15 protein-coding genes are annotated in these 22,029 nt (G+C 42.6%); 4 read left to right on the top strand and 11 right to left on the bottom strand.

Going from position 1 to position 22,029, the window contains the following annotated elements; genetic code table 11:
- Positions 1-251: 251 nt before the first annotated feature.
- From rpsJ to NSP_RS04730, 8 genes are all read right to left on the bottom strand, one after another.
- On the bottom strand, positions 252-569 hold the full coding sequence (gene rpsJ, locus NSP_RS04765) for a 30S ribosomal protein S10 (RefSeq protein ID WP_006196404.1): 318 nt from the start codon (positions 567-569) through the stop codon (positions 252-254).
- A gap of 363 nt (positions 570-932) precedes the next feature.
- Positions 933-2,162: an elongation factor Tu gene (tuf, locus tag NSP_RS04760; protein WP_006196403.1), complete on the bottom strand. Its 1,230-nt coding sequence runs from the start codon at positions 2,160-2,162 to the stop codon at positions 933-935.
- A 22-nt stretch (positions 2,163-2,184) separates the two neighbouring features.
- A complete protein-coding gene (gene fusA / locus NSP_RS04755) occupies positions 2,185-4,263 on the bottom strand; it encodes an elongation factor G (RefSeq protein WP_006196401.1) in 2,079 nt (692 codons plus the stop codon).
- A gap of 143 nt (positions 4,264-4,406) precedes the next feature.
- Positions 4,407-4,877, bottom strand: a complete 471-nt coding sequence (rpsG, locus tag NSP_RS04750) for a 30S ribosomal protein S7 (RefSeq protein WP_006196399.1) — start codon at positions 4,875-4,877, stop codon at positions 4,407-4,409.
- Positions 4,878-5,229: 352 nt separating this feature from the next.
- The gene (rpsL, locus tag NSP_RS04745; RefSeq protein ID WP_006196398.1) at positions 5,230-5,613 is read right to left on the bottom strand and encodes a 30S ribosomal protein S12; all 384 of its coding nucleotides are present in this window, start codon (positions 5,611-5,613) and stop codon (positions 5,230-5,232) included.
- 100 nt (positions 5,614-5,713) lie between these two features.
- Complete coding sequence (locus NSP_RS04740; protein ID WP_173403332.1) at positions 5,714-6,052, bottom strand: HesB/IscA family protein; 339 nt, start codon at positions 6,050-6,052, stop codon at positions 5,714-5,716.
- Between the two features lie 657 nt (positions 6,053-6,709).
- Positions 6,710-7,129, bottom strand: coding sequence for a phosphomannose isomerase type II C-terminal cupin domain (locus NSP_RS04735; protein WP_006196395.1), 420 nt, complete (start codon positions 7,127-7,129; stop codon positions 6,710-6,712).
- A 344-nt stretch (positions 7,130-7,473) separates the two neighbouring features.
- Entirely contained in the window at positions 7,474-9,444 is a 1,971-nt protein-coding gene (locus NSP_RS04730) for a phosphodiester glycosidase family protein (RefSeq protein ID WP_006196394.1), read from the bottom strand.
- A gap of 791 nt (positions 9,445-10,235) precedes the next feature.
- On the opposite strand from NSP_RS04730, the gene NSP_RS04725 reads away from it, so the two are divergent.
- Entirely contained in the window at positions 10,236-14,939 is a 4,704-nt protein-coding gene (locus NSP_RS04725) for a glutamate synthase-related protein (protein ID WP_006196392.1), read from the top strand.
- A 52-nt stretch (positions 14,940-14,991) separates the two neighbouring features.
- On the opposite strand, the gene NSP_RS04720 is transcribed toward NSP_RS04725, so the two are convergent.
- On the bottom strand, positions 14,992-15,903 hold the full coding sequence (locus NSP_RS04720; RefSeq protein WP_017803837.1) for a polysaccharide deacetylase family protein: 912 nt from the start codon (positions 15,901-15,903) through the stop codon (positions 14,992-14,994).
- 874 nt (positions 15,904-16,777) lie between these two features.
- Here NSP_RS04720 and NSP_RS04715 point away from each other — a divergent pair.
- The 3 genes from NSP_RS04715 (at position 16,778) to NSP_RS04705 (ending at position 20,339) form a co-directional block, all read left to right on the top strand.
- Entirely contained in the window at positions 16,778-18,328 is a 1,551-nt protein-coding gene (locus NSP_RS04715) for an ArnT family glycosyltransferase (protein ID WP_173403261.1), read from the top strand.
- A 194-nt stretch (positions 18,329-18,522) separates the two neighbouring features.
- Positions 18,523-19,731 (top strand): 1-deoxy-D-xylulose-5-phosphate reductoisomerase, encoded by a 1,209-nt coding sequence (dxr, locus tag NSP_RS04710; protein WP_042202174.1) that lies wholly within the window; start codon positions 18,523-18,525, stop codon positions 19,729-19,731.
- A gap of 422 nt (positions 19,732-20,153) precedes the next feature.
- The gene (locus NSP_RS04705) at positions 20,154-20,339 is read left to right on the top strand and encodes a hypothetical protein (protein ID WP_006196386.1); all 186 of its coding nucleotides are present in this window, start codon (positions 20,154-20,156) and stop codon (positions 20,337-20,339) included.
- Between the two features lie 113 nt (positions 20,340-20,452).
- Here NSP_RS04705 and NSP_RS04700 read toward each other — a convergent pair whose 3' ends face one another.
- Together NSP_RS04700 and NSP_RS04695 are read right to left on the bottom strand one after the other, a co-directional pair.
- A complete protein-coding gene (locus tag NSP_RS04700) occupies positions 20,453-20,953 on the bottom strand; it encodes an acyl-CoA thioesterase (protein ID WP_006196385.1) in 501 nt (166 codons plus the stop codon).
- Between the two features lie 247 nt (positions 20,954-21,200).
- Positions 21,201-21,545 (bottom strand): DUF1815 family protein, encoded by a 345-nt coding sequence (locus tag NSP_RS04695; protein WP_006196384.1) that lies wholly within the window; start codon positions 21,543-21,545, stop codon positions 21,201-21,203.
- Between the last annotated feature and the right edge of the window lie 484 nt (positions 21,546-22,029).

The following is a 22,029-nucleotide window of genomic DNA, read 5'->3' as shown; positions in this document are numbered from 1 at the left end:
AGTTTTAATTTTAAAATTTATTCTTCTCTGCTTTTCCCGTACTTTATTTACATTCTATCATTTGTTTCCCAGGCAATAAAAAGCCCTGAGATAAATTTCTTCAGGGCTGGGTAAATATTCATAGCAATGAATTTAAGGCATCCTCCGTCCATGAAAACACAACTGTCGCGGGTTTCCATCGAAAGTGGAACGAATGAGCCAATGAATAGTGTCTCTACATGAGAGTTAATGACCAAGGACTAACGACTAAATTATAGTTTTACTTCAATGTCCACACCAGAGGGCAAATCTAGTTTCATTAGAGCGTCAATAGTTTTAGAAGAAGGCTGATAAATGTCAATAATCCGGCGATGGGTGCGGGTTTCAAAGTGTTCCCGTGCATCCTTATCTACGTGAGGCGATCGCAGCACACAGTAGATTTTGCGTTTTGTGGGTAAAGGAATGGGGCCTATGGCTGTAGCGTTAGTCCTGTTAGCCGTATCTACAATCTTCTCGCAAGATGTGTCTAATAAGCGACGGTCAAAAGCTTGTAAACGAATTCTAATTTTCTGCTGCTGTAGAGTTGCCATCTTTAATTTTCCAGGTTCTGATGAATATTTGTGATTGTTTTGACAATTTTGTGGGATTGCGTCGTTCTCCTCCAAAGAGGCTGCGCCAACGCGGTCATATTTTCACAATCCCTACTTTTAGATGATCTTAGAGGTTGTTTTAAAAGTGTCCGGCTGTCATTTTAGGCACTTAATGATCCCCCCTAGCCCCCCTTGAGAAGGGGGGAACAGTGATCAAACTCCCCCTTCTCAAGGGGGATTTAGGGGGATCTAGAATGTTTTGCTACCGACAATAAGACTTTTAAAACATCCTCTTAGAAGGAAGAGAAAGGAGCAGAGAGGAATTGTACCATCTCTGCTCCTTTGTTATCGGACAAAAAGGTGTTACTTCACAATTTTAGAGACGACACCAGCACCAATGGTGCGGCCACCTTCACGAATTGCAAAACGCATTCCTTGCTCAATTGCGATCGCGTTGATCAGTTCTACAGTCATTTTAATGCGATCGCCTGGCATCACCATTTCTGCTTCACTACCATCATCGGAAGTAAAGGCTGTGATTGTGCCAGTTACATCGGTTGTCCGCACGTAAAACTGAGGACGGTAGCCAGAGAAAAATGGAGTCTTCCGACCGCCTTCTTTTTCTGTCAATACGTACACTTCTCCTTCAAATTGAGTGTGAGGAGTAATGGAACCTGGTTTAGCGATTACCATACCGCGTTCAATATCAGCCTTTTGGATACCGCGTAGGAGTACACCAGCGTTATCTCCAGCCATACCTTGATCGAGACTCTTCTTAAACATCTCAATCCCGGTGACAGTGGTGTTACGAGTGTCTCTGATACCCACTAATTCAACGTTGTCGCCCACTTTTACTACACCACGTTCAATCCGACCGGTAGCAACAGTACCACGACCTGTAATGGAGAACACGTCTTCCACAGCCATCAGGAAGGGTTTATCTACAGCACGGTCAGGAGTAGGAATGTAAGAATCTACTGCTTCCATCAGAGCGTAGATTTTGTCTACCCAAGGATCTTCACCCTTTTTAACTTTGGGGTTAGCAGTCATTGCTTCCAGTGCTTTCAGACCGGAGCCTGTGACGATGGGAATGTCATCGCCGGGGAAATCGTAGCTAGATAATAGCTCCCGGACTTCCAATTCCACCAATTCTAGTAATTCTGCGTCGTCTACCATATCTTCCTTGTTCAAGAAGACAACTAGACTGGGAACACCTACTTGCTTTGCTAGCAGGATATGTTCACGGGTTTGGGGCATGGGGCCATCAGCAGCCGAAACTACGAGAATACCACCATCCATTTGAGCCGCACCAGTGATCATGTTTTTTACATAATCAGCGTGTCCTGGACAATCTACGTGAGCATAGTGCCGACCTTCGGTTTCATACTCAACGTGAGCCGTATTGATTGTAATACCCCGTGCCTTTTCTTCGGGAGCATTATCAATTTGGTCGTAGCCTTTACCTGTAGCTTGACCCAAAGCGGCAAGAGTCATGGTAATGGCGGCTGTTAAAGTGGTTTTACCATGATCAACGTGGCCAACTGTACCGATATTAACGTGAGGTTTAGTCCTTTCAAATTTTGCGCGTGCCATTAATGCTCGTTTCCTTTTTTAATTAAGCGTTCCCTTTGCTTTTCGCTATGATTGCTTCAGCCACGTTGCGAGGTACTTCTTCGTAGTGGCTAAATTCCATTGAGAAGATGCCCCGTCCTTGGGTCTTCGAGCGGATATCAGTAGCGTAACCAAACATTTCTGCCAATGGGACTTTAGCAGTTACTTTGGCAAGACCATCATCAGATCCCATACCTTCAATTTGCCCACGACGGGAATTCAGGTCGCCCATTACATCCCCAAGGTAGTTTTCGGGAACTTCAACCTCAACTTTCATCATAGGTTCTAAGAGTACAGGTGAAGCTTTCAACACTGCCTCTTTCATTGCCATTGAGCCAGCAATTTTGAAAGCCATTTCTGAAGAGTCTACATCGTGGTATGACCCATCAATCAAAGTTGCTTTGATATCAATCAATGGATATCCAGCCAAAATACCGGATTCACAACTTTCCTTCATTCCTTGTTCTGCGGGGCTAATGTACTCTTTGGGTACAGTACCGCCGACAATCTTAGAAACAAATTCAAAGCCCGTACCAGGTTCGCCTGGTTCCAAATTGATCACAACGTGACCATATTGACCTTTACCACCACTTTGGCGAATGAATTTCCCTTCAATTTTGGAGACTTCTTTACGAATTGTTTCGCGGTAAGCTACTTGCGGCGCGCCGACGTTCGCTTCTACTTTGAATTCTCGTAACATTCGGTCTACCAGAATTTCCAGGTGTAGCTCTCCCATGCCGGCGATCACGGTTTGATTCGTTTCCGGATCAACGTGGACGCGGAAGGTGGGGTCTTCTTCTGAAAGAGATTGCAGAGCTTTGGAGAGCTTGTCCATGTCATTCTTGGTTTTGGGTTCAACCGCTACCGAGATCACAGGCTCAGGAATGAATAGAGATTCCAGAATTACTGGTGATCCTTCATCGGTGATGGTGTCACCTGTCAATGTCTCTTTTAATCCCAAGGCTGCTCCCAAATCGCCAGCCCGCATTTCGTCCACGTCCATGCGTTCATCTGCTTTTAAAATCACCAGACGGGAAATGCGCTCTTTCTTGTTCTTGGTAGCATTAAGAACGTAGCTACCTTTCTTTAGAACACCAGAATAAACACGAACAAAGGTGAGACGACCGTAGGGGTCAGCCATAATCTTGAACGCCAGAGCTGATAAAGGTTCTTCATCATCAGCTCTACGCTCAACAGCTTCTCCAGTCGGTAATGTACCTTGGATTGCTGGTACTTCAGTTGGTGCTGGTAGATAATCTACCACCGCATCCAGCATCAACTGCACGCCTTTGTTTTTAAATGCCGAGCCGCAAAGTACTGGCACAATCTTATTCGCAATTGTACCTTTACGCAGGGCTGTACGAATTTCTGCTTCTGTAAGTTCTTCTCCCTCGAAGTACTTATTCATCAGAACGTCGTTGGTTTCTGCTACAGCTTCTATGAGCTTGGTGCGGTATTCTGCTACCTTTTCTTGCATTTCGGCGGGGATATCTGTTTCTTCGATATCTGTCCCTTCGTCGTTGTTATAAATATAGGCACGTTGCCGTACCAGATCAACGATGCCGCTAAATTCGGTTTCACTACCAATTGGCAGTTGAATGGCAATAGCATTAGCCCGCAAGCGATCGCACATTTGATCGTGAACTCTATAAAAGTTCGCGCCTGTACGATCCATTTTGTTGATGAAGGCTATTCTAGGTACTTTGTAGCGGTCTGCTTGTCGCCACACTGTTTCCGACTGCGGTTGCACGCCACCTACTGAACAAAATACTGCGATTACGCCATCTAACACGCGCATGGAACGTTCTACTTCAATTGTGAAGTCAACGTGTCCTGGAGTATCGATAATGTTAATTTGATGATCTTTCCAACTGGTACTGATTGCAGCAGCAGTGATGGTAATTCCCCGCTCACGCTCTTGAGCCATCCAGTCGGTGACGGCCGTTCCTTCATGAACTTCGCCAATTTTATGAATAATGCCAGAGTAAAACAATATTCTCTCGGTTGTCGTTGTCTTACCCGCATCTATATGCGCCGCAATACCGATATTGCGTACTTTCTCTAGCGGGATGGTACGTGCCACAGTAGCCTCCTATTATAGTTTTTGCCTCATGATATCTTGTATATTACTCTTTGTTAAGATTCTATACTTCTACGGAAAACCGTATCTGTCTTTCTGAGTCCGCGATATACCGTTTTTAGATCCACGATATACCGCCGCTTTTCTTAGTAACGATAGTGTGCAAAAGCTTTGTTAGCTTCTGCCATCCGGTGTGTTTCTTCGCGCTTACGAATTGCATTCCCGGTTTCGTTGGCAGCATCCATTAACTCATTAGCTAATTTACTTGCCATTGTGCGGCCGGGTCTAGACCTGGAAAAATTTACTAGCCAGCGTAAGGCTAGAGTTGTACCTCGGTCTGTGCGAACTTCCATCGGTACTTGATAGGTTGCTCCACCAACACGTCGAGCTTTTACTTCTACCAAAGGTGTAGCGTTTCGTACTGCTCTTTCAAAGGTTTCCAAAGGAGCAGCACCAGTGCGTTCTTCAATAGTTTTCATGGCATCATAAACCAGCCTTGCAGCCAGTGATTTCTTTCCATGACGCATCACCCGCCGGATTATCATGCTTACCAGGCGACTGTTATATACGGAATCAGGCGGAACTGGACGCCTTTGAATAACACCACGACGAGACATACTTTACCTTTAATTCGGATTTGTCAACGAAATTATATGCTATCAGACACTGGATATGTGGGCGGGGAAAGCCGCCGTTCAAACTTTGTCTTTTTTTCTCTAAGGTTGCAGGGAGACTGACTGATTGATTTGCTCACTACAACTAGAGAAGGCGATAACATCATAAATTTTAATATTTAGATGCAACCGCTAGTATCAGTTTGCTGGATACTGCTTAAAATTACTTACTTCTGCCAGCTTCATCAGGCTTTAGCGAGATTTTAAATAAGCAAGCACCGCTAATTTTTCTGTATTTCGGCTCTTCGCACCGAAACATTTTCATCGTCATCTCATACTATTAATCGCTTATTGCCTATTTTTTCGCTTCTTTCGGGCGTTTGGTTCCATATTTGGAACGCCCTTGTTTGCGGTCTTTGACTCCAGCTGTATCTAAGGTTCCACGGATAATGTGGTATCTCACACCTGGTAAGTCTTTTACCCGACCGCCACGAATCATGACTACTGAGTGTTCTTGCAAGTTGTGACCGATACCTGGAATGTAAGCTGTGACTTCAAATCCCGATGTCAGTCTTACCCTTGCTACTTTACGTAGAGCTGAGTTAGGCTTTTTAGGTGTAGTTGTGTACACTCTTGTACAAACACCCCGACGTTGTGGGCATTGCTTCAGAGCCGGAGATTTAGTTTTCTGACGCGCTTTTTCGCGTTCAGTACGGATGAGTTGCTGTATTGTTGGCATGAGTTACAGCGCGTAAAGCTGCTTAGAGTGTCTAAGTTTTAACAAATCCTAATTATATCTTTTTTTGGGCTTTTATGTCAAACTTATAATTTTTTTTTAGTTAAACAGAGTTGGGCGTAGCAATGGAGAAAGAATTACCACAGCCACAGGTAGCGATCGCTTGAGGGTTGTGGAAGCGAAAACCCCCACCCATTAAATCTTCGGAATAATCCAATGCCAATCCATTGACATAATTAAAGCTTTCGTCATCTACAATAACTTTAATACTGCTTAAGTCAAAGACGCGATCATTAAATTTTACAGTTTCATCAAACGACATATCGTAAAACAACCCAGAACAGCCGCCTTGCTTAATTGTTAATCTCAACAAAGCATTTGGTTGCTGTTTTAACTGTAATCGCCTAATTTCACTGATGGCTACTTGACTCAAATGAATCATGGAATTAGTTTTGGCAATAAAAAACCCCATCTTCAATATTACAGACGGGTGAAGTACAAAAATCACAAGTTCACAAAAAATCTTTTTTTGATTTTTTCTGGAGTAGGGATGAGCCTATGCTTGACTAGGCACTCCTAATCTTGTCTGCTTATTGATTAGTAAATTACTATTATTACCTAAGCATATCACTATTAGTGTTAGTCCCCACCTAAATTCAGGTAGGGACAGAAGAAGCAGGGAGCATCGGCGCGGGGAACACCCGAGCGCGGGGGATTGAAATTACTTGGCAAATTATCCTGCTTAACTGCTATATAAAACCTAGACAAAACTAGACTTTACTTTCTACTTCAACGGGAGCATGGGAGCAGTTATCCCTCAGTAGACTTTCACGCCTTAGCCAGACGCGATTGTGTTCCAATTAAGTTTCTGAAAAAGACTACCACCATCATTGCTTGGTTTTCGCGTCGGCAATAGTCTCAATTCAATACTTGATATCACCGTATTATATATCAAGTAGTTGATTTTTTCCTAAAATATATATTGATTTTTGTCAATATAAGTATAGTTTTGTCTATGAAATTGTCAACTTAGGACTTGCTCTCTTTCCTCTTATTTGAGCGTAGTTGCATAATTTTTACACCCTACCCTGTTGCGGCGTTAAACCTTAGTACGGGCATAATCATCTTGGTAGCGAATAATATCATCTTCACCTAAATATTCGCCATTTTGGACTTCAATTAACACTAAAGGAATCACGCCAGGATTCTCTAGACGATGGGATGTACATTGGGGGACATAGGTTGATTCATTGTTGCTCAACAGCACTTCTTTTTCACCACACAGGACTCTAGCTGTACCAGAGACAACAATCCAGTGTTCACTGCGGTGATGGTGCATTTGCAAACTGAGGCGGTGTCCAGGCTTAACTTCGATACGTTTAATTTTATACCCGCGCCCTTCTTCTAAAACTGTAAAAGAACCCCAAGGACGCAGCTCAGTTGCTGCAACGCTTTTATTAGCGATCGCGACGGGTATAGGCAGAGTGTTAGTTTGTGTAGTTTCTTGAAATTGAGCCATAGTTACCTCATTGGTCGATATAACAAACCGTCATTACTCTTAACCATTAATGGAAAAATTTGGCGTAGCTTTGCCACCGTAAAACTGATTAATTTAGTCACATTTTACTAAACATAGCAAAATCACACTTGGAGGTGTTAAGGATTACTACTAAAACTGGCGTTTCTAAATCAAGTCTTCATCCAAAAAATGCCAGCTTATCCTTAACTTTAAAAAGGATTAGTCATTGGTCATTGGTCATTGGTCATTGGTCATTGGTCATTAGTCATTAGGAAGTTACCGTCTTCTCCCCACACCTCCCACACTCCCCACACTCCCCACACTCCCCACTCCCCACGCCCTAATTACTGTTGTTGCAAGAAAACCCCAAGACCGTTGTGGACACGAGCCGCAGTATTCGGGGAACGGTCGAGTAGTTGTCCTCCTAGGTAAAGGCTGGTTGAACTACCACCGTCTAAATTGAGGGCGTTCACACAACCAATATTCTTCATTAATTGGGCGTGTTCCGCTAAGGTTGGCCCTAGTCCGCCAGCCCGATTGTGGACAGCAGCAATCATCAACGAGCCGTTTGCTGTTGTGCAAATACCACTGCGAATAGCTTTTTGTCTAATAAAAGCTTTACTGAATTTTTCGCTTTGGGCATTCAGGACAATTTGATTATTTTGTACCAACAGTGGTCCTGCTCCCATGATGTGGGGATAACGGTTAAACTCAGCCGAATTAGTGGTGCTAGTAATGCTGACTGCTGTACCAATCGGCAATTGAGATGCAGTATTAGTAGCATTGGCACGTAATGTTAATAAGTAGCCATCCTGGGGAATGGGAACGGCTGTTTCTCCAGATTTTCCACCTAGTAGCTGATTTATCACGCGGTCTTTTTGGACAACCAGGAGAACTTCATTGTCTGTTAAAGGAGTGTAGCTAGTTCCCCAGGTTGGGGTGTAACGAGCAATACCACTCTGAACGTAGCCACTATTCACAAATAGAATCGGCAACCTCTGATTATTGGCAGCGATTAAAGTTTCTTGCAAGGTGAGACGACCGAAGTAAAATTGCCCAGAATCATTCCAAGCGATCGCTCCTCGGTTGAGAATTGGCCCTGATAACCACTGACCATCCCGACGAATTGCGCCCAAGGGTAATTTATTATTACGGTTGAAATAACCAGCATTAATTGCTGCTACAACTGAAGACTGCTGTGCCATTTGAATTAGCGGTGCAATCCCCGTCTGGCTGTTGGGGTCTGTGCCAATGGGTTTTAAGGTTAACCCGACTTGCTGGGGATTAATATCTAACCAAACTACAGGAAAGCGTTCTGTACCTAAATTGACAAATTGTTGTCGCCAGCGCAATCCAGAAGCCCAAGTAATATCTCGTTGTACCAAGGCATCAGGACGAAGATCAATTACCAGGCGATTAGGGTCTGCTAAGGTGAAAATTTGGGGAGACATCCCAAACGGCACACTCAGACTAATAATTGTGCGGTTGTTGACCACCTCCAATTTTCTAATCAGTGGTTGACGGGTTGGTTGTGCGGGTAATTTTGGGAGCGGATTCGGCAGTGATGTTGGCGGCGCGTAGCGTTGGATTAAACCCGCATCGGCTATGCCTTCCATTGCGACTATCCACTCTCTATTGGCTCGTGCGGCTGGTTCGTCTGCTTCGGTTATGGGTAAGCCTTGGGAAAGTTGCCAAGGTGCGGGGCGATCCAAATCTAAGACGATGCGAGCTGACTGAAAAGGAGGATTACTTACGCCTGACGGTTGCTGACTCTGACGAATATCTTTGATTTGGGCTTTGGGAATTGCGATCGCCAAAATATCCCCATTGGCTTGAAACTGCCAACCTGCTGCTTGGGCAAAATTAGTAATATCCAGATAGCGATACCCTTTTAGCTGCCTTGTGGCTAAAACCACTGGCTGGTTAACTGGTGAAAACCACTCAACTGGCTGTCTGGCTGCACTATTGCTGCTTAAAAAATCAACTCCCATGAACTGCCTAAATGCGCCGTCACTCAGATGAGTTTTTACCTGACCGTCTGTTCGGGATTCCTGCAACCAAGCCCCAGCTAAAGTCCGACCATTCAGGGTAATTTGGTTCCCAGAAGCTGATGCTCCGGCAGTCAAGGTGCGTGACTGGACAATCAATTCTGGAATCGGTTTGGTATGAATCTGGGATTCCTGAGCGCTCAGAGCATGGGTAGCAGTTAAGCACAATATAATTGCTAAGATTGTTGGCGCTATAGACCGGAAAAACTTTTGAGTAGCCTTTTTGGCTACAGCGCTGTGATGTTTTCTGCGGCGGTGATTTGACATTTGTACGATAATTTACTCATTATTTTTGACAACTATCGCCCAAGCAACTAGCTAACTAATTGTGAGCAAATCTTAAAAAATAGTGATTTAATTTTTCCTCAAATGTGATACTCTATATATTGGCTCTCTGTCTCTTGTAAAATCCAAAAAGTAATCATACCACTAAAAGCACTGTTACTAAGTGTTTTAACTATCACTAGTTTCAGTCAGACTCTATACAGTAGTTTGAGTTCTGAAAGCTGGTTGAGAATATTCAATCCTCACCGATGGTTGCTATTTAAGTAAGGTCTGTCTTGTAGCAATACAGATCACATGATCAGCAAAAAATAAATATATACAACAACAGATATTTGGATGAATTGTCAAATGGGTATGTTGTGTAATACGCTGATTTTGTGGATGAATCAGGATTATTTCGGCCTTTAAAACTAAGTTGTGTTATGGGTAAGACAAACACGTTTTACTGGAAAGTTAATCTTAATCTGGGAATAGAGAATTGAGCAAAAAAAGAGCTTTACGATATCAATAAAGGGCTGTGAGGGCAAAGGTGATTTGTCTCACTCAGTATTAATGCAGTAAGTATAAAAAAATACTGCAATCATCTTAACACGGTTAAAGAAGAAAAGAAACCGGAAGTTAAAATTTTTTCCCTAAATTTCGGTTATTTTATGTATTTCTCAGGGAAGCAAATTTAGTCCTTCGGCTGCGCTCCCTTCGGCTACGCTCAGGGCTAGGAAATTTTTCTCACAAATACTGGCAAGATTTGTGACTAACCATCTCAGGAACAGGCTATGAAAGATAAAGCGATGCATCAATCACAAACAATGAAAATTTCGGATATTAACTCTCAGGACAATTATCAGGGACAAAGGTGGTTAGTAGAAGAACGAGATGCCTGTGGTGTAGGTTTTATTGCTCATCGCCAGAATTATGCTAGCCACGAAATTGTCACAAAATCTTTAGCTGCATTGACCTGCTTAGAACACCGGGGTGGTTGTAGCGCAGACCAAGATTCTGGTGATGGTGCAGGAATTTTGACAGCTATCCCTTGGGAATTGTTCCAAAAAGACTATTCTTCGGGGAATGTAGCGGTGGGAATGTTATTTTTACCTCAAAATACTGAAATAGCCGCAAAAATTAAGGCAATATTTGAGGAAATAGCCGCAGAAGAGAAATTAACTGTACTGGGTTGGCGAGTAGTACCAGTGCAACCGAATTTACTGGGGAGACAAGCGAGAGAAAATCAACCCCAAATAGAACAAGTTTTTCTAGCATCAGCCGATAAGAGTGGCGAAGAACTAGAAAGAGAGTTGTATATCACCCGCAGAAGAATTTTCAAAGCTACCAAAAATATTTCTGAAGAATTCTATATTTGCTCCTTGTCCAGTCGCACAATTGTTTATAAAGGCATGGTGCGTTCTGCTATTTTGGGAGAGTTTTATCTAGATTTAAAAAATCCAGCTTATAAGAGTGCTTTTGCTGTTTATCATCGCCGCTTTAGTACTAATACAATGCCCAAATGGCCTTTAGCGCAACCGATGCGGCTATTGGGTCATAACGGTGAAATTAATACTTTATTGGGTAACATCAACTGGATGACGGCACGAGAAGCCAGCCTGAATCATCCAGTATGGGGCGTTGGCAGAGCCTCTTTGAAGGAGAATCGCGCGGATGAATTCAAGCCCTTAGTTCACATTGATAATAGTGACTCGGCGACTTTAGATAACGTCCTAGAATTAATGGTACTTTCTGGCCGGAGTCCCTTGGAAGCCTTAATGATGATGGTTCCAGAAGCATACCAAAATCAGCCTTGTTTGGCTAAATACCCAGAAATTGTTGATTTCTACGAATATTACAGTGGTCTGCAAGAAGCATGGGACGGCCCAGCACTTTTAGTATTTAGTGATGGTGAAAAAGTTGGCGCTACATTAGACCGTAACGGTTTAAGACCAGCCCGTTACGTCATTACTAAAGATGATTATATTGTTGTGGCTTCCGAAGCTGGTGTAGTTGACATCCCAGAAGCCAACATTATTGAGAAAGGTAGACTTGGGCCAGGACAAATGATTGCTGTGGATTTAGTCAATCATGAAGTGCTGAAGAATTGGGAAATTAAGCAACGTATCGCCAAGCAGCATCCCTATGGGGAATGGTTAAAACAGTATCGTCAAGAACTGAAAAATCTTGTTAGTCAGCCTTCATCTGTGAATGGTAATGGCAAGAGTCATTCTCCCACAAACACAATTGATAAACAAACCTTACTGCGTCATCAATTAGCCTTTGGCTATACCACAGAAGATGTAGAAATGGTAATTCAGCCAATGGCGGCTGAGGGTAAAGAAGCCACTTTCTGCATGGGGGATGATATTCCTCTAGCGGTGCTGTCAGAAAAACCTCACTTGCTGTATGACTATTTTAAACAGCGTTTTGCTCAAGTGACTAACCCACCTATTGACCCTTTACGGGAAAAGTTGGTGATGTCGTTGAATGTGGAACTGGGCGAACGGGGTAATTTACTGGAAGTGAAGCCAGAACACGCCCGGAAACTGAAGTTAGAATCGCCTGTGTTGACTGAGACAGAATTGGAGGCGATTCGGTTATCAGGGTTTGCGACGGCGGAATTATCAACGTTGTTTGCTATTGCTAACGGCCCAGAAGGTTTGAAAGAGGCTGTAGAGTCTTTGCAAGCACAAGCGGCGGAATCTGTCAAGGCAGGGGCAAAGATTTTAATTTTAAGTGACCGCCAGCTGGAAGGAGAAAATGGCATCAGTACAGAGTATACCTACATTCCACCTTTATTAGCCGCAGGTGCTGTACATCATCATCTGATTCGCCAAGGATTGCGAACAAAAACTTCGCTGATTGTGAATACAGCCCAGTGCTGGAGTACACATCATTTTGCTTGTCTGATTGGTTATGGTGTAGATGCTGTTTGTCCTTACACAGCTTTGGATACTGTCCGCAGTTGGTGGTTTGAACCCAAAACTCAAAGCTTCATGGAAAGGGGTAAAATTGCTACTCTGACTCTAGAGGAAGCTATCGGAAATTACCGTAAAGCCATTAATTCGGGTTTACTGAAAATTCTCTCTAAGATGGGAATTTCTCTCCTTTCCAGTTATCAAGCAGCACAAATTTTTGAAGCTATTGGTATCGGTGGGGATTTATTAAAACTGGGATTCTATGGCACAACTTCCCGCATTGGTGGGTTGAGTGTGAGCGAATTGGCGCAAGAGGTGCTGTCTTTCCATAGCAAGGCTTTTCCCGAACTGACGGCGAAGAAGTTAGAAAATTTGGGTTTTGTGCAGTGTCTTCCCAAGGGTGAATACCACATGAATAACCCGGAATTGGCTAAGGCGCTGCATAAGGCGGTGGATGGGAAGCAATATGATCACTATGAGGTTTACAAACAGCATCTGCAAGGGCGACCGGTGACGGCTTTGCGTGATTTGTTGGATTTTGAAAGCGATCGCCCACCCATTCCTTTAGAAGAAGTAGAATCAGTCAGTGAGATTCTCAAACGCTTCTGTACTGGTGGGATGTCTTTGGGCGCGTTGTCACGAGAAGCCCATGAAACTTTGGCGATCGCCATGAACCGCATTGGCGGAAAATCTAACTCAGGGGAAGGCGGCGAAGATCCAGTCCGTTATAAAGTGCTCAATGATGTAGACGCAGCAGGTAAATCCCCTACTTTACCACATTTACATGGATTACGGAATGGTGATACTGCTTCTAGTGCCATTAAACAAGTCGCATCAGGACGCTTTGGTGTGACACCAGGATATTTAAGCAGCGCCAGACAAATCGAAATCAAAATTGCCCAAGGTGCAAAACCTGGAGAAGGTGGACAGTTACCAGGGGCAAAAGTTAGTCCTTACATTGCCATGTTAAGGCGTTCTAAGCCTGGTGTGACACTGATTTCACCACCACCCCACCATGATATTTACTCCATTGAAGATTTAGCACAGCTAATTTTTGACCTGCACCAAATTAACCCCAAAGCACAGGTATCTGTGAAACTAGTGGCAGAAATTGGCATTGGGACGATTGCGGCGGGTGTAGCTAAAGCTAACGCGGATATTATTCAGATATCTGGTCATGATGGTGGTACTGGTGCATCACCACTGAGTTCTATTAAACACGCTGGTTCACCGTGGGAACTGGGTTTAAGTGAAGTACATCGAGTTTTAATGCAAAACGGCCTGCGCGATCGCGTAATTTTGCGTGTAGACGGTGGACTCAAAAGTGGTTGGGATGTGGTAATAGGTGCATTAATGGGTGGTGAGGAATTCGGTTTTGGTTCCATCGCCATGATTGCTGAAGGCTGTATTATGGCGCGGATTTGCCACACGAATAACTGCCCTGTGGGTGTGGCTTCTCAGAAGGAAGAACTCCGCAAACGGTTCTCAGGAATGCCGGAACACGTTGTAAATTTCTTCTGCTTCATTGCTGAGGAAGTGCGCCATCTCTTAGCTAGACTGGGATACCGTTCTTTGTTGGATATCGTGGGACGTGCTGATTTATTGACAACACGCGCCGACGCAACAGTTACCAAAACCCAAGGACTCAACCTCGACTGTTTACTTCAGCTACCAGATGCCAAAAATGATGCTCCGAAGGAGCCGCTTCGCGAACGTAGCTGGTTGGTACATGAAGAAGTCCACAGCAACGGTGCGGTAGTGGATGACCAATTGCTGGCTGATGCGGAAATTCAAGCGGCTATTAGTAATCAATCCACTGTTAGCAAAACCTTAAAGTTAGTCAATACCGATAGAACAGTGGGCGCACGGTTGGCTGGTGCGATCGCTTCCCAATATGGTGATAGTGGTTTTGAAGGACAAATTAACCTGAATTTCCAAGGTAGTGTGGGACAAAGCTTTGGTGCTTTCAACCTTCCCGGCATGATTCTGTCACTGTCAGGAGAAGCCAACGACTATGTAGGTAAGGGAATGCACGGTGGTGAAATTATCATCAAGCCCCCGGCTGATGCCACCTATGACCCATCACAAAACGTCATCGTTGGCAATACCTGCCTTTATGGTTCTACGGGTGGAATATTATTTGCCAATGGTTTAGCCGGAGAACGCTTTGCTGTACGCAACTCTAAAGGTATGGCAGTAATTGAAGGGGCTGGGGATCATTGCTGCGAGTACATGACTGGTGGCGTGATTGTTGTCCTGGGCAAAGTTGGGCGTAACGTCGGCGCGGGGATGACTGGAGGGCTGGCTTATTTCTTAGATGAAGACAATTCATTCCCAGAATTAGTCAATCCAGAAATTGTCAAAATCCAGCGCGTGCTGACACAAGCCGGTGCAAAACAACTGCAAGAATTAATTAAAACTCATTGCGATCGCACTGGTTCACCAAAAGCGAAAATGATTCTGCAAAATTGGTCAGAATATTTGCCTAAGTTCTGGCAATTAGTACCACCTTCTGAAGCTGATAGTCCCGAAGCAAATCCCCAATCTGTTCTAGAAAAACATTTGAGTTCAGTTTAATTGCAAAAAACAAGATCCCCGGCTTTTATCAAAAGTCGGGTATCTGAACTTTTTACTTTTTATTTGCTATCAATTGATGCTCCTTTTCTTGCATTGCTAAAAGTTCTGGAACAGTTACAAAACTATAGCCTTGCTGACGAAACTTACTAATAATTTGTGGTAAAGCTTGCACCGTTTGGGAGCGATTACCACCACCATCATGCATCAGCACAATACCTCCGGGTGTGGCGTTTCTAAAAACATTATTGACTAACTGTGGGACACTGGGACGCGAATAGTCTAATGAATCAGATGACCACATGATAATGGCATACTTACTCTTCCTCGCGTAAGCAGTTACCCCATTGTGCATAATTCCCCCTGGTGGTCGAAACAAATTGGTTTTGACACCAGTAGTTTTATAAATTACGTCTGTTGTGTGATCGACTTCGTAAGCAGCCGCCTTGGTATTCATAAAATGATACCAATGATGCCAAGTATGATTAGCAATAGCGTGACCTTCAGCAACCACCCGCTTGGCTAGGTGGGGATAATTCTTGACATTTCTGCCAACGACAAAAAATGTACCTTTAATATTATTCTTTTTCAGAATATCTAACGTTTGTGAAGTGGTTTCTGGCCAGGGTCCATCATCAAAGGTCAGAGCAATGACTTTTGGCCCTTGATTAAGTTTCACAGCTTTAATGATTGCTCCTTGAAAGCTTGGTGGTGCAGCAGAGGCAAAACCCTTAATGTTTGCTTCTTGCTGTAAACTGGTGAGCATAATCGCCTTAAATCCCTCAATGCGCTGCTGAGTTCCAACTTTAGCAGCATATAAATTATTAATATCTATACTTTGTCGGCTCTGTGCTTCAGAAGCATTGGGCTTGATGAGTAACATTAAACCAACGCTAAAAGTAACACTCAGAGCAACTAAGGCAATTAGTATTCCTTGTGGCCAAAGAAACAACTTATTATTTTCCACTTCATAGCTCCTTCAAGGGTAGACCCATAAGTCAAAATTATGACGGTACTTTATAGCACAATTACTTCTAAATATTAGATACGCAGAGTTTTACTAGTAATCCAGAACTTTTGGATACAGATTCACAGAAATTGCAAAAATATACACTATGGCTGATGAAGTTTCAACTGTAACCTAGAACATCTGGTTTTGGATGAACAATGGCCGTATAATATTTACCAATATTTAACAATAAGACCTAACCGTACTCACCAACTATTTTGCTGGTGTGGGTTATATAGCCAAAAAAATTCGAGAATCTAAATTCTCTATTTTCAAGGTGTAAGTTAATACTTATTTTCATTGAGTAGAGTTTAAAAAAAAGTTAAATTTTTAACTTACTAACTGCCACCTTTCCTCTGCTATGAATTAGCCTGACGATCATCAACTGCATATAGTTTCCCATTGTTAAGGTAAACTAAGCAGTGAATTATTATACTGTTTACTCATTTATTGCGAATAAGTTGGAGCCGCATCGCACTTATTGTATATTTTCCCGATATTTTCACTTGCCATTAATATGAGAATTTTCACGGATATAGAGCCAGTCTAAATACGGTAATTAACTACTGCCTGATATAGCTGGGGAGTAGGGAGTAGGGAGTAGTCCGTGGGGAGTGGGTTAAAACCCTTTTGGTGTCTAAGTTTGATTATCCGTTTATGTCTTAACCTCCTTGGCGGTTGCTATAACTGGAGAATCTTCAAAGATTTCTTTGCACTTAGCACAGACTAAGGGTTCCTACGCTAAGAGGATTTTTGCGTAAGCGTTCAGCACTACACCAAAGCTATTATCTAATCATTGTTAAAAGATGATTGTATTTTAGGTATTGTAAAAATGCGTCCATTCCGAGAAAAAGAATGGCTATTGAGCTTGGTTGTGGGATCTCTGATTCTCTGGCTAATATTTTTGGGAAACTTACCGTTACGTGACTGGGATGAGGGTACTGTAGCACAAGTTGCTCGTGAAATTTGGCGCGCCCCGGTTGGTTCGATGCGTTGGCTTTACCCCATCTTGGGAGATGAAGCATATCACAACAAACCACCTCTCATCCATTTACTAATTGCTTGGGCTTATTCCCTTGGAGGCGTGAATGAGTGGACAACACGCTTACCTAGTGCAGTTTTAACTGCCTTGGGAGTACCTATACTGTACTTAGTCGGAGGTTTGGTTTTTCAGCAAAATTTGCCTGCTTTGTTTGCGGCTTTGGTTTACTTAACAATGTTGCCTATAGTACGTCATGGTAGACTGGCGATGCTAGATGGCGCGAGTGTTTCTTTTTTCCTCTTATTGTTATTTTTTGTCCTCAAAGCTCGTCAAAATAAACGGTATGCTCTCGGTGTGGGTATTTGCTTGGGGCTAATTACTCTGACAAAGGGGATGCTAGTTTTATTGCTGGGTGCGATCGCTTGTTTATTTCTGATTGCCGAGAGACAATTAACATTGTGGAAAAATCCCTCTTTCTGGGCGGGAATGTTATTCGGTATTGCTGCACCTTTGGCTTGGTATATTGCCCAATGGCAATATTATGGCAGTAATTTCTTACAAATAAACTTTCAGGCACAAACCTTTAACCGTCTTGTGCAGTCTGTGGAAGGTAATAGTGGCCCTGCTTGGTACTATTTAATTGAGTTAATTAAATATGGTTTTCCCTGGCTGATATTTTTACCAGGAGGTTTACATCTAGCTATAAAAAAACGTCATACTACTTGGGCGCGTCTCGTTCTCATCGGGACAATTGTTTATTTTGTCGCCATTTCTTTCATGAGAACAAAACTCCCCTGGTATATTATGCCTGTTTATCCCTTTTTAGCTTTAGCAATTGGGGCGCAACTGAGCGAAGTTTGGCAGCATCGGAATTCAATTAACAAATATTGGGCAGTATTTTTAGCTATTATTGCTTTCGCAGGTTTAGGAGGATGTATTTACTTTGCTGTTGCAGATCCTCAGCCTGTGTTGATAGCTATGAGTCTGGTTTTGGCTATCAGTATGAGTGTAGCAGCTTGGCTAATTAAACAGCGCGATCGCTTGTTTATTCCCGTCCTAATTTCGGGAATGTATTTAGTTTTAGCACTATTAATGAGTTCCCAATCTTGGATTTGGGAGTTAAACGAAACCTTTCCGGTAAAGCCTGTGGCGGCATTAATTCGCGCCCATGTTTCCCCAGGAACCAAAGTTTATACTTCTTTTGCTTATGGTCGTCCTAGTTTAAATTTTTATTCTGATTGTCAAGTCGTTTCCGCAGATGTTACAGTTTTACAAAAAATGTGGTTAGAGCAATCTTATTTGCTATTAGATCATGCCAGTTTACAGAATCTCAATTTATCTGGCGGTCAAGTTTTAGGCACATCTGAAGAGTTTACGTTAATTTATTCACTAGTTCCATAATTTTGGGATTTTTGTATTTTACCAATACTTCCTTAATGGTAAATCCAAAATCCGAAATCTAAAATCTAAAATTGATTGACTGTCTACGCTACACCCAGATTTTCTGCATTTTCAGATGTTCAGTCCAAGAATACCCCGCAATCTGGGGCGGGAGAATGTCAAACTGGAAGTTGTCTGTAAATTTTAAAGCAATTGTGAAAGCTATTACTCTTGTTGGTTCTACTGGCTCCATCGGTACTCAAACTTTAGATATCGTTACTCAGTATCCCGATCAGTTTCGCATTGTCGGATTGGCTGCTGGGAGCAATGTGGAGATTTTGGCGGCTCAAATTCGGCAGTTTCGGCCAAGTATTGCGGCGATTTCGGCTGAGGAAAAATTACCAGAACTCCAGGAAGCTATCAAAGACCTTGACCCGCAACCGATTTTACTCGCTGGTATTTCGGGAGTGATAGAAGTCGCCCGTTATGGTGATGCCGAAACCGTGGTGACGGGTATTGTGGGCTGTGCTGGTTTATTACCGACCATCGCGGCTATTGAAGCTGGTAAAGATATCGCTTTGGCGAATAAAGAAACTTTGATTGCTGGTGGTCCTGTGGTTCTACCTTTAGTAGAAAAGCATGGTGTCAAACTATTACCGGCTGATTCTGAGCATTCAGCAATATTTCAATGCCTTCAAGGTATTCCCAAGGGTGGCTTGCGGCGAATTTTGCTCACGGCTTCTGGTGGGGCTTTCCGAGATTGGGATGTAGAAAAGTTAGCCGAGGTGACGGTTGCTGATGCTCTGAAGCATCCTAACTGGTCGATGGGGAGGAAAATCACCGTAGACTCGGCGACTTTGATGAACAAGGGTCTGGAGGTAATTGAGGCGCATTTTCTGTTTGGCTTGGATTATCCAGATATTGATATTGTCATTCATCCCCAGAGCATTATTCACTCGCTGATTGAGTTGCAGGATACATCTGTTTTAGCTCAACTCGGTTGGCCGGATATGCGCTTACCTTTACTCTATGCTTTATCTTGGCCTGAGCGCATTTACACTGACTGGGAACGGCTGGATTTGGTGAAGGCAGGGAATTTAACTTTCCGTGAACCAGACCACCAGAAGTATCCTTGTATGCAGTTGGCTTATGCTGCTGGTAAGGCTGGGGGTTCGATGCCGGCTGTGTTAAATGCTGCTAATGAGCAGGTTGTGGCGTTATTTTTAGAGGAGAAAATTAAATTTTTAGATATTCCCCGATGTATCGAATTGGTGTGCGATCGCCATCAAAATGATAACTGTACAAATCCTTCTTTAGATGACATTTTAGCAGCAGATAAATGGGCAAGACAAGAAGTTTTAACTGCGGCTAACAAGTTAGAATCTCCTTCGCAGGTAATTTCGTTACACCCAACAACTCGATAAGTTGAAAAAACCTGATTTTGCACAATATGTTTAAATACAACTCTTGTGGGATGGGCATCTTGCCCGTCCAAATTGTGCAAGTTCAATGCTCAACAGCTTAGTATAAAAGCATTAGTGAGGATGGTTATTTTATCCAACCTCCTCACTAGATTTCGGCTTTATTTGATGAAATGATTTATATATCTTTAACAATACAGCCAATAAATTTACTAACTTATTATATAAAAGACTTTAATTAGCCAGAAATCATTAAAATTTTCTAGTATAGTTAATCAGTAACAATTACTCCAAAAATCTCCTAAAAACTTAGAGATAACGATTATTATAGCTTGGGGGCAAAAAAATTTACCAGAGTAATTGCTGAATGAATAAATATTTGTTGTAACCCTTAAATAAGGGATATTTTCAAGGGATTTATCTTGATGATTCCTACCCTAATTCTTGCTTGGATAGTATTTGTAATTTTGTTCAAAATTCTGAAAACTACTTTGAAGAATGCTTTAACAATTGCGGCAATACTGGTTTTATTAAATATCGGTTTTGGGATTACACCTGAAGATATTTGGCATCAGATTATGCACTTGGCTCAAACAATTTCGCCGAAATGAGACGCGATTGAGAGGCGATAAATTTAAACAAAACCAAGGATGAAGAAGAAAGGCTTCCAGCAAACCTGCGGTAAACAGTTTGCCAAGCATCTACATTCTTCATCCTTTTTTTGCTAATTATTGTGTATAGTGGAAATCTTGGCTAACGCGTCCTGAACAGTTGCAGGTAGGCGACGCATTATCTTACCTCTTTCGCGGTCTAATGCTACTAACGTCACCTTAGCTGTGACATATAGTTCTTGTCCATCAGTTGAGACAATCCCATAATCCCAGTTGATGCGGACACCAGTCACTTCAATCATGCGTGTTTTGACAATTACAGCCATACCTAACTGAATGGAACGGTGATAGCGTACTGAAAGTTCTACAACCGGTAAATCGCAGCCTAACGCCACTAAATCAGCAAATTCAATGCCGATGGATCTCAAACATTCTACTCTTGCTTCTTCCATCCAAGTTAAATAAGTACCATGCCAGACAACACCTGCATAGTCAGTATGATGGGGTTGCACTCTCACCGGATATTCAAACCAACTCTCAAATTCCTGGTTCGATGGAAGATCAATGGCGCTGGTTGGTGGTAATTGTGCTGGATTTGGTTGTTTTTTAGACATTTTTGAATTTCTTAATAGCTATGAATGTTTCACATCTGACAAAATTCTCTCATAAGGTTTTAATTAACGCACTTAAAATAGGCGATCGCCCTGCAATAAGCAAATCACTTTATAGTAATTTTAAATAGGTAATGTGGGATCGCAAGCCAAGCCACAATTACCTATTACTAATTACCAGCCATAGATTTCCAATACGAGAGCGACTATGGGAACCTGTTGTTAAGTACCCCATCAGATACAGAAAGCCCTAACACTTTTTGGCCAGGGTTTTATTACCTGAACTAGCTGGTGTAGATTCTTTGACAAGATTAGCCAGCTCTTGCAACTGATTAATTGCCTCTGCACCCTCTAATTTCATTAATTCGCGGTCATCTCGCATTTCCGTCCAAGTAATCCCGTAATCGGATACCAAGAATCGAATCAAGTGATTGTCGCCCAAGCTGACCATAAATGAAGCACTATTCATCTGGTCGCCACAGGTATAACAGGACGCAGGATATCCCCGTCGTTCTAGTACAATTGCCAAGGCTTGTAGGTTCATTACCAAGTCTTGGACGAATTGTCGGTGTTGATGCGCTAGTCTCAGAAACACGTTTGTCCTCCAGACACCACAGTGATTTTAGTCTCTTTTATATTTTCTTTAGCTTTTTTCATCCACTGGTATTGTAAACTATCCATTACATTTACCAGCGTTTCATGAAATCGTTAATTAACTACCTTGCTTAGGGTAGTAGATAAATATTCAGCTTGCCGTATCAAACTATTCAATTTGTAAGTTCGACTGATCAGACAGATTGGCAAAATTTAAGATTTTATTAATATACTTCTGTCCGATTAAATGCCTAACTAAAACGATTCCGTTTTAAGAGTAACGCAAATTTGGTATTGTTAAACAACAGAAAAGTTACGGATATCATTTCACTGGGACATATACTGCCAAATTGTTCTCTGGACAAGGCTTTAAAACCACTTCAGTATTTTCTATATCCTTTGTCGGGTTGTGAACCTATGTGTCCTTTAATGAAAATATATAGCGGCTTGCAGTTGAATCCCATACAGACCTAACCCCAACCCCT

This window comes from Nodularia spumigena CCY9414 (assembly GCF_000340565.2).
GTDB lineage: Bacteria > Cyanobacteriota > Cyanobacteriia > Cyanobacteriales > Nostocaceae > Nodularia > Nodularia spumigena.
This window is presented reverse-complemented; position numbering and strand designations above follow the sequence as displayed.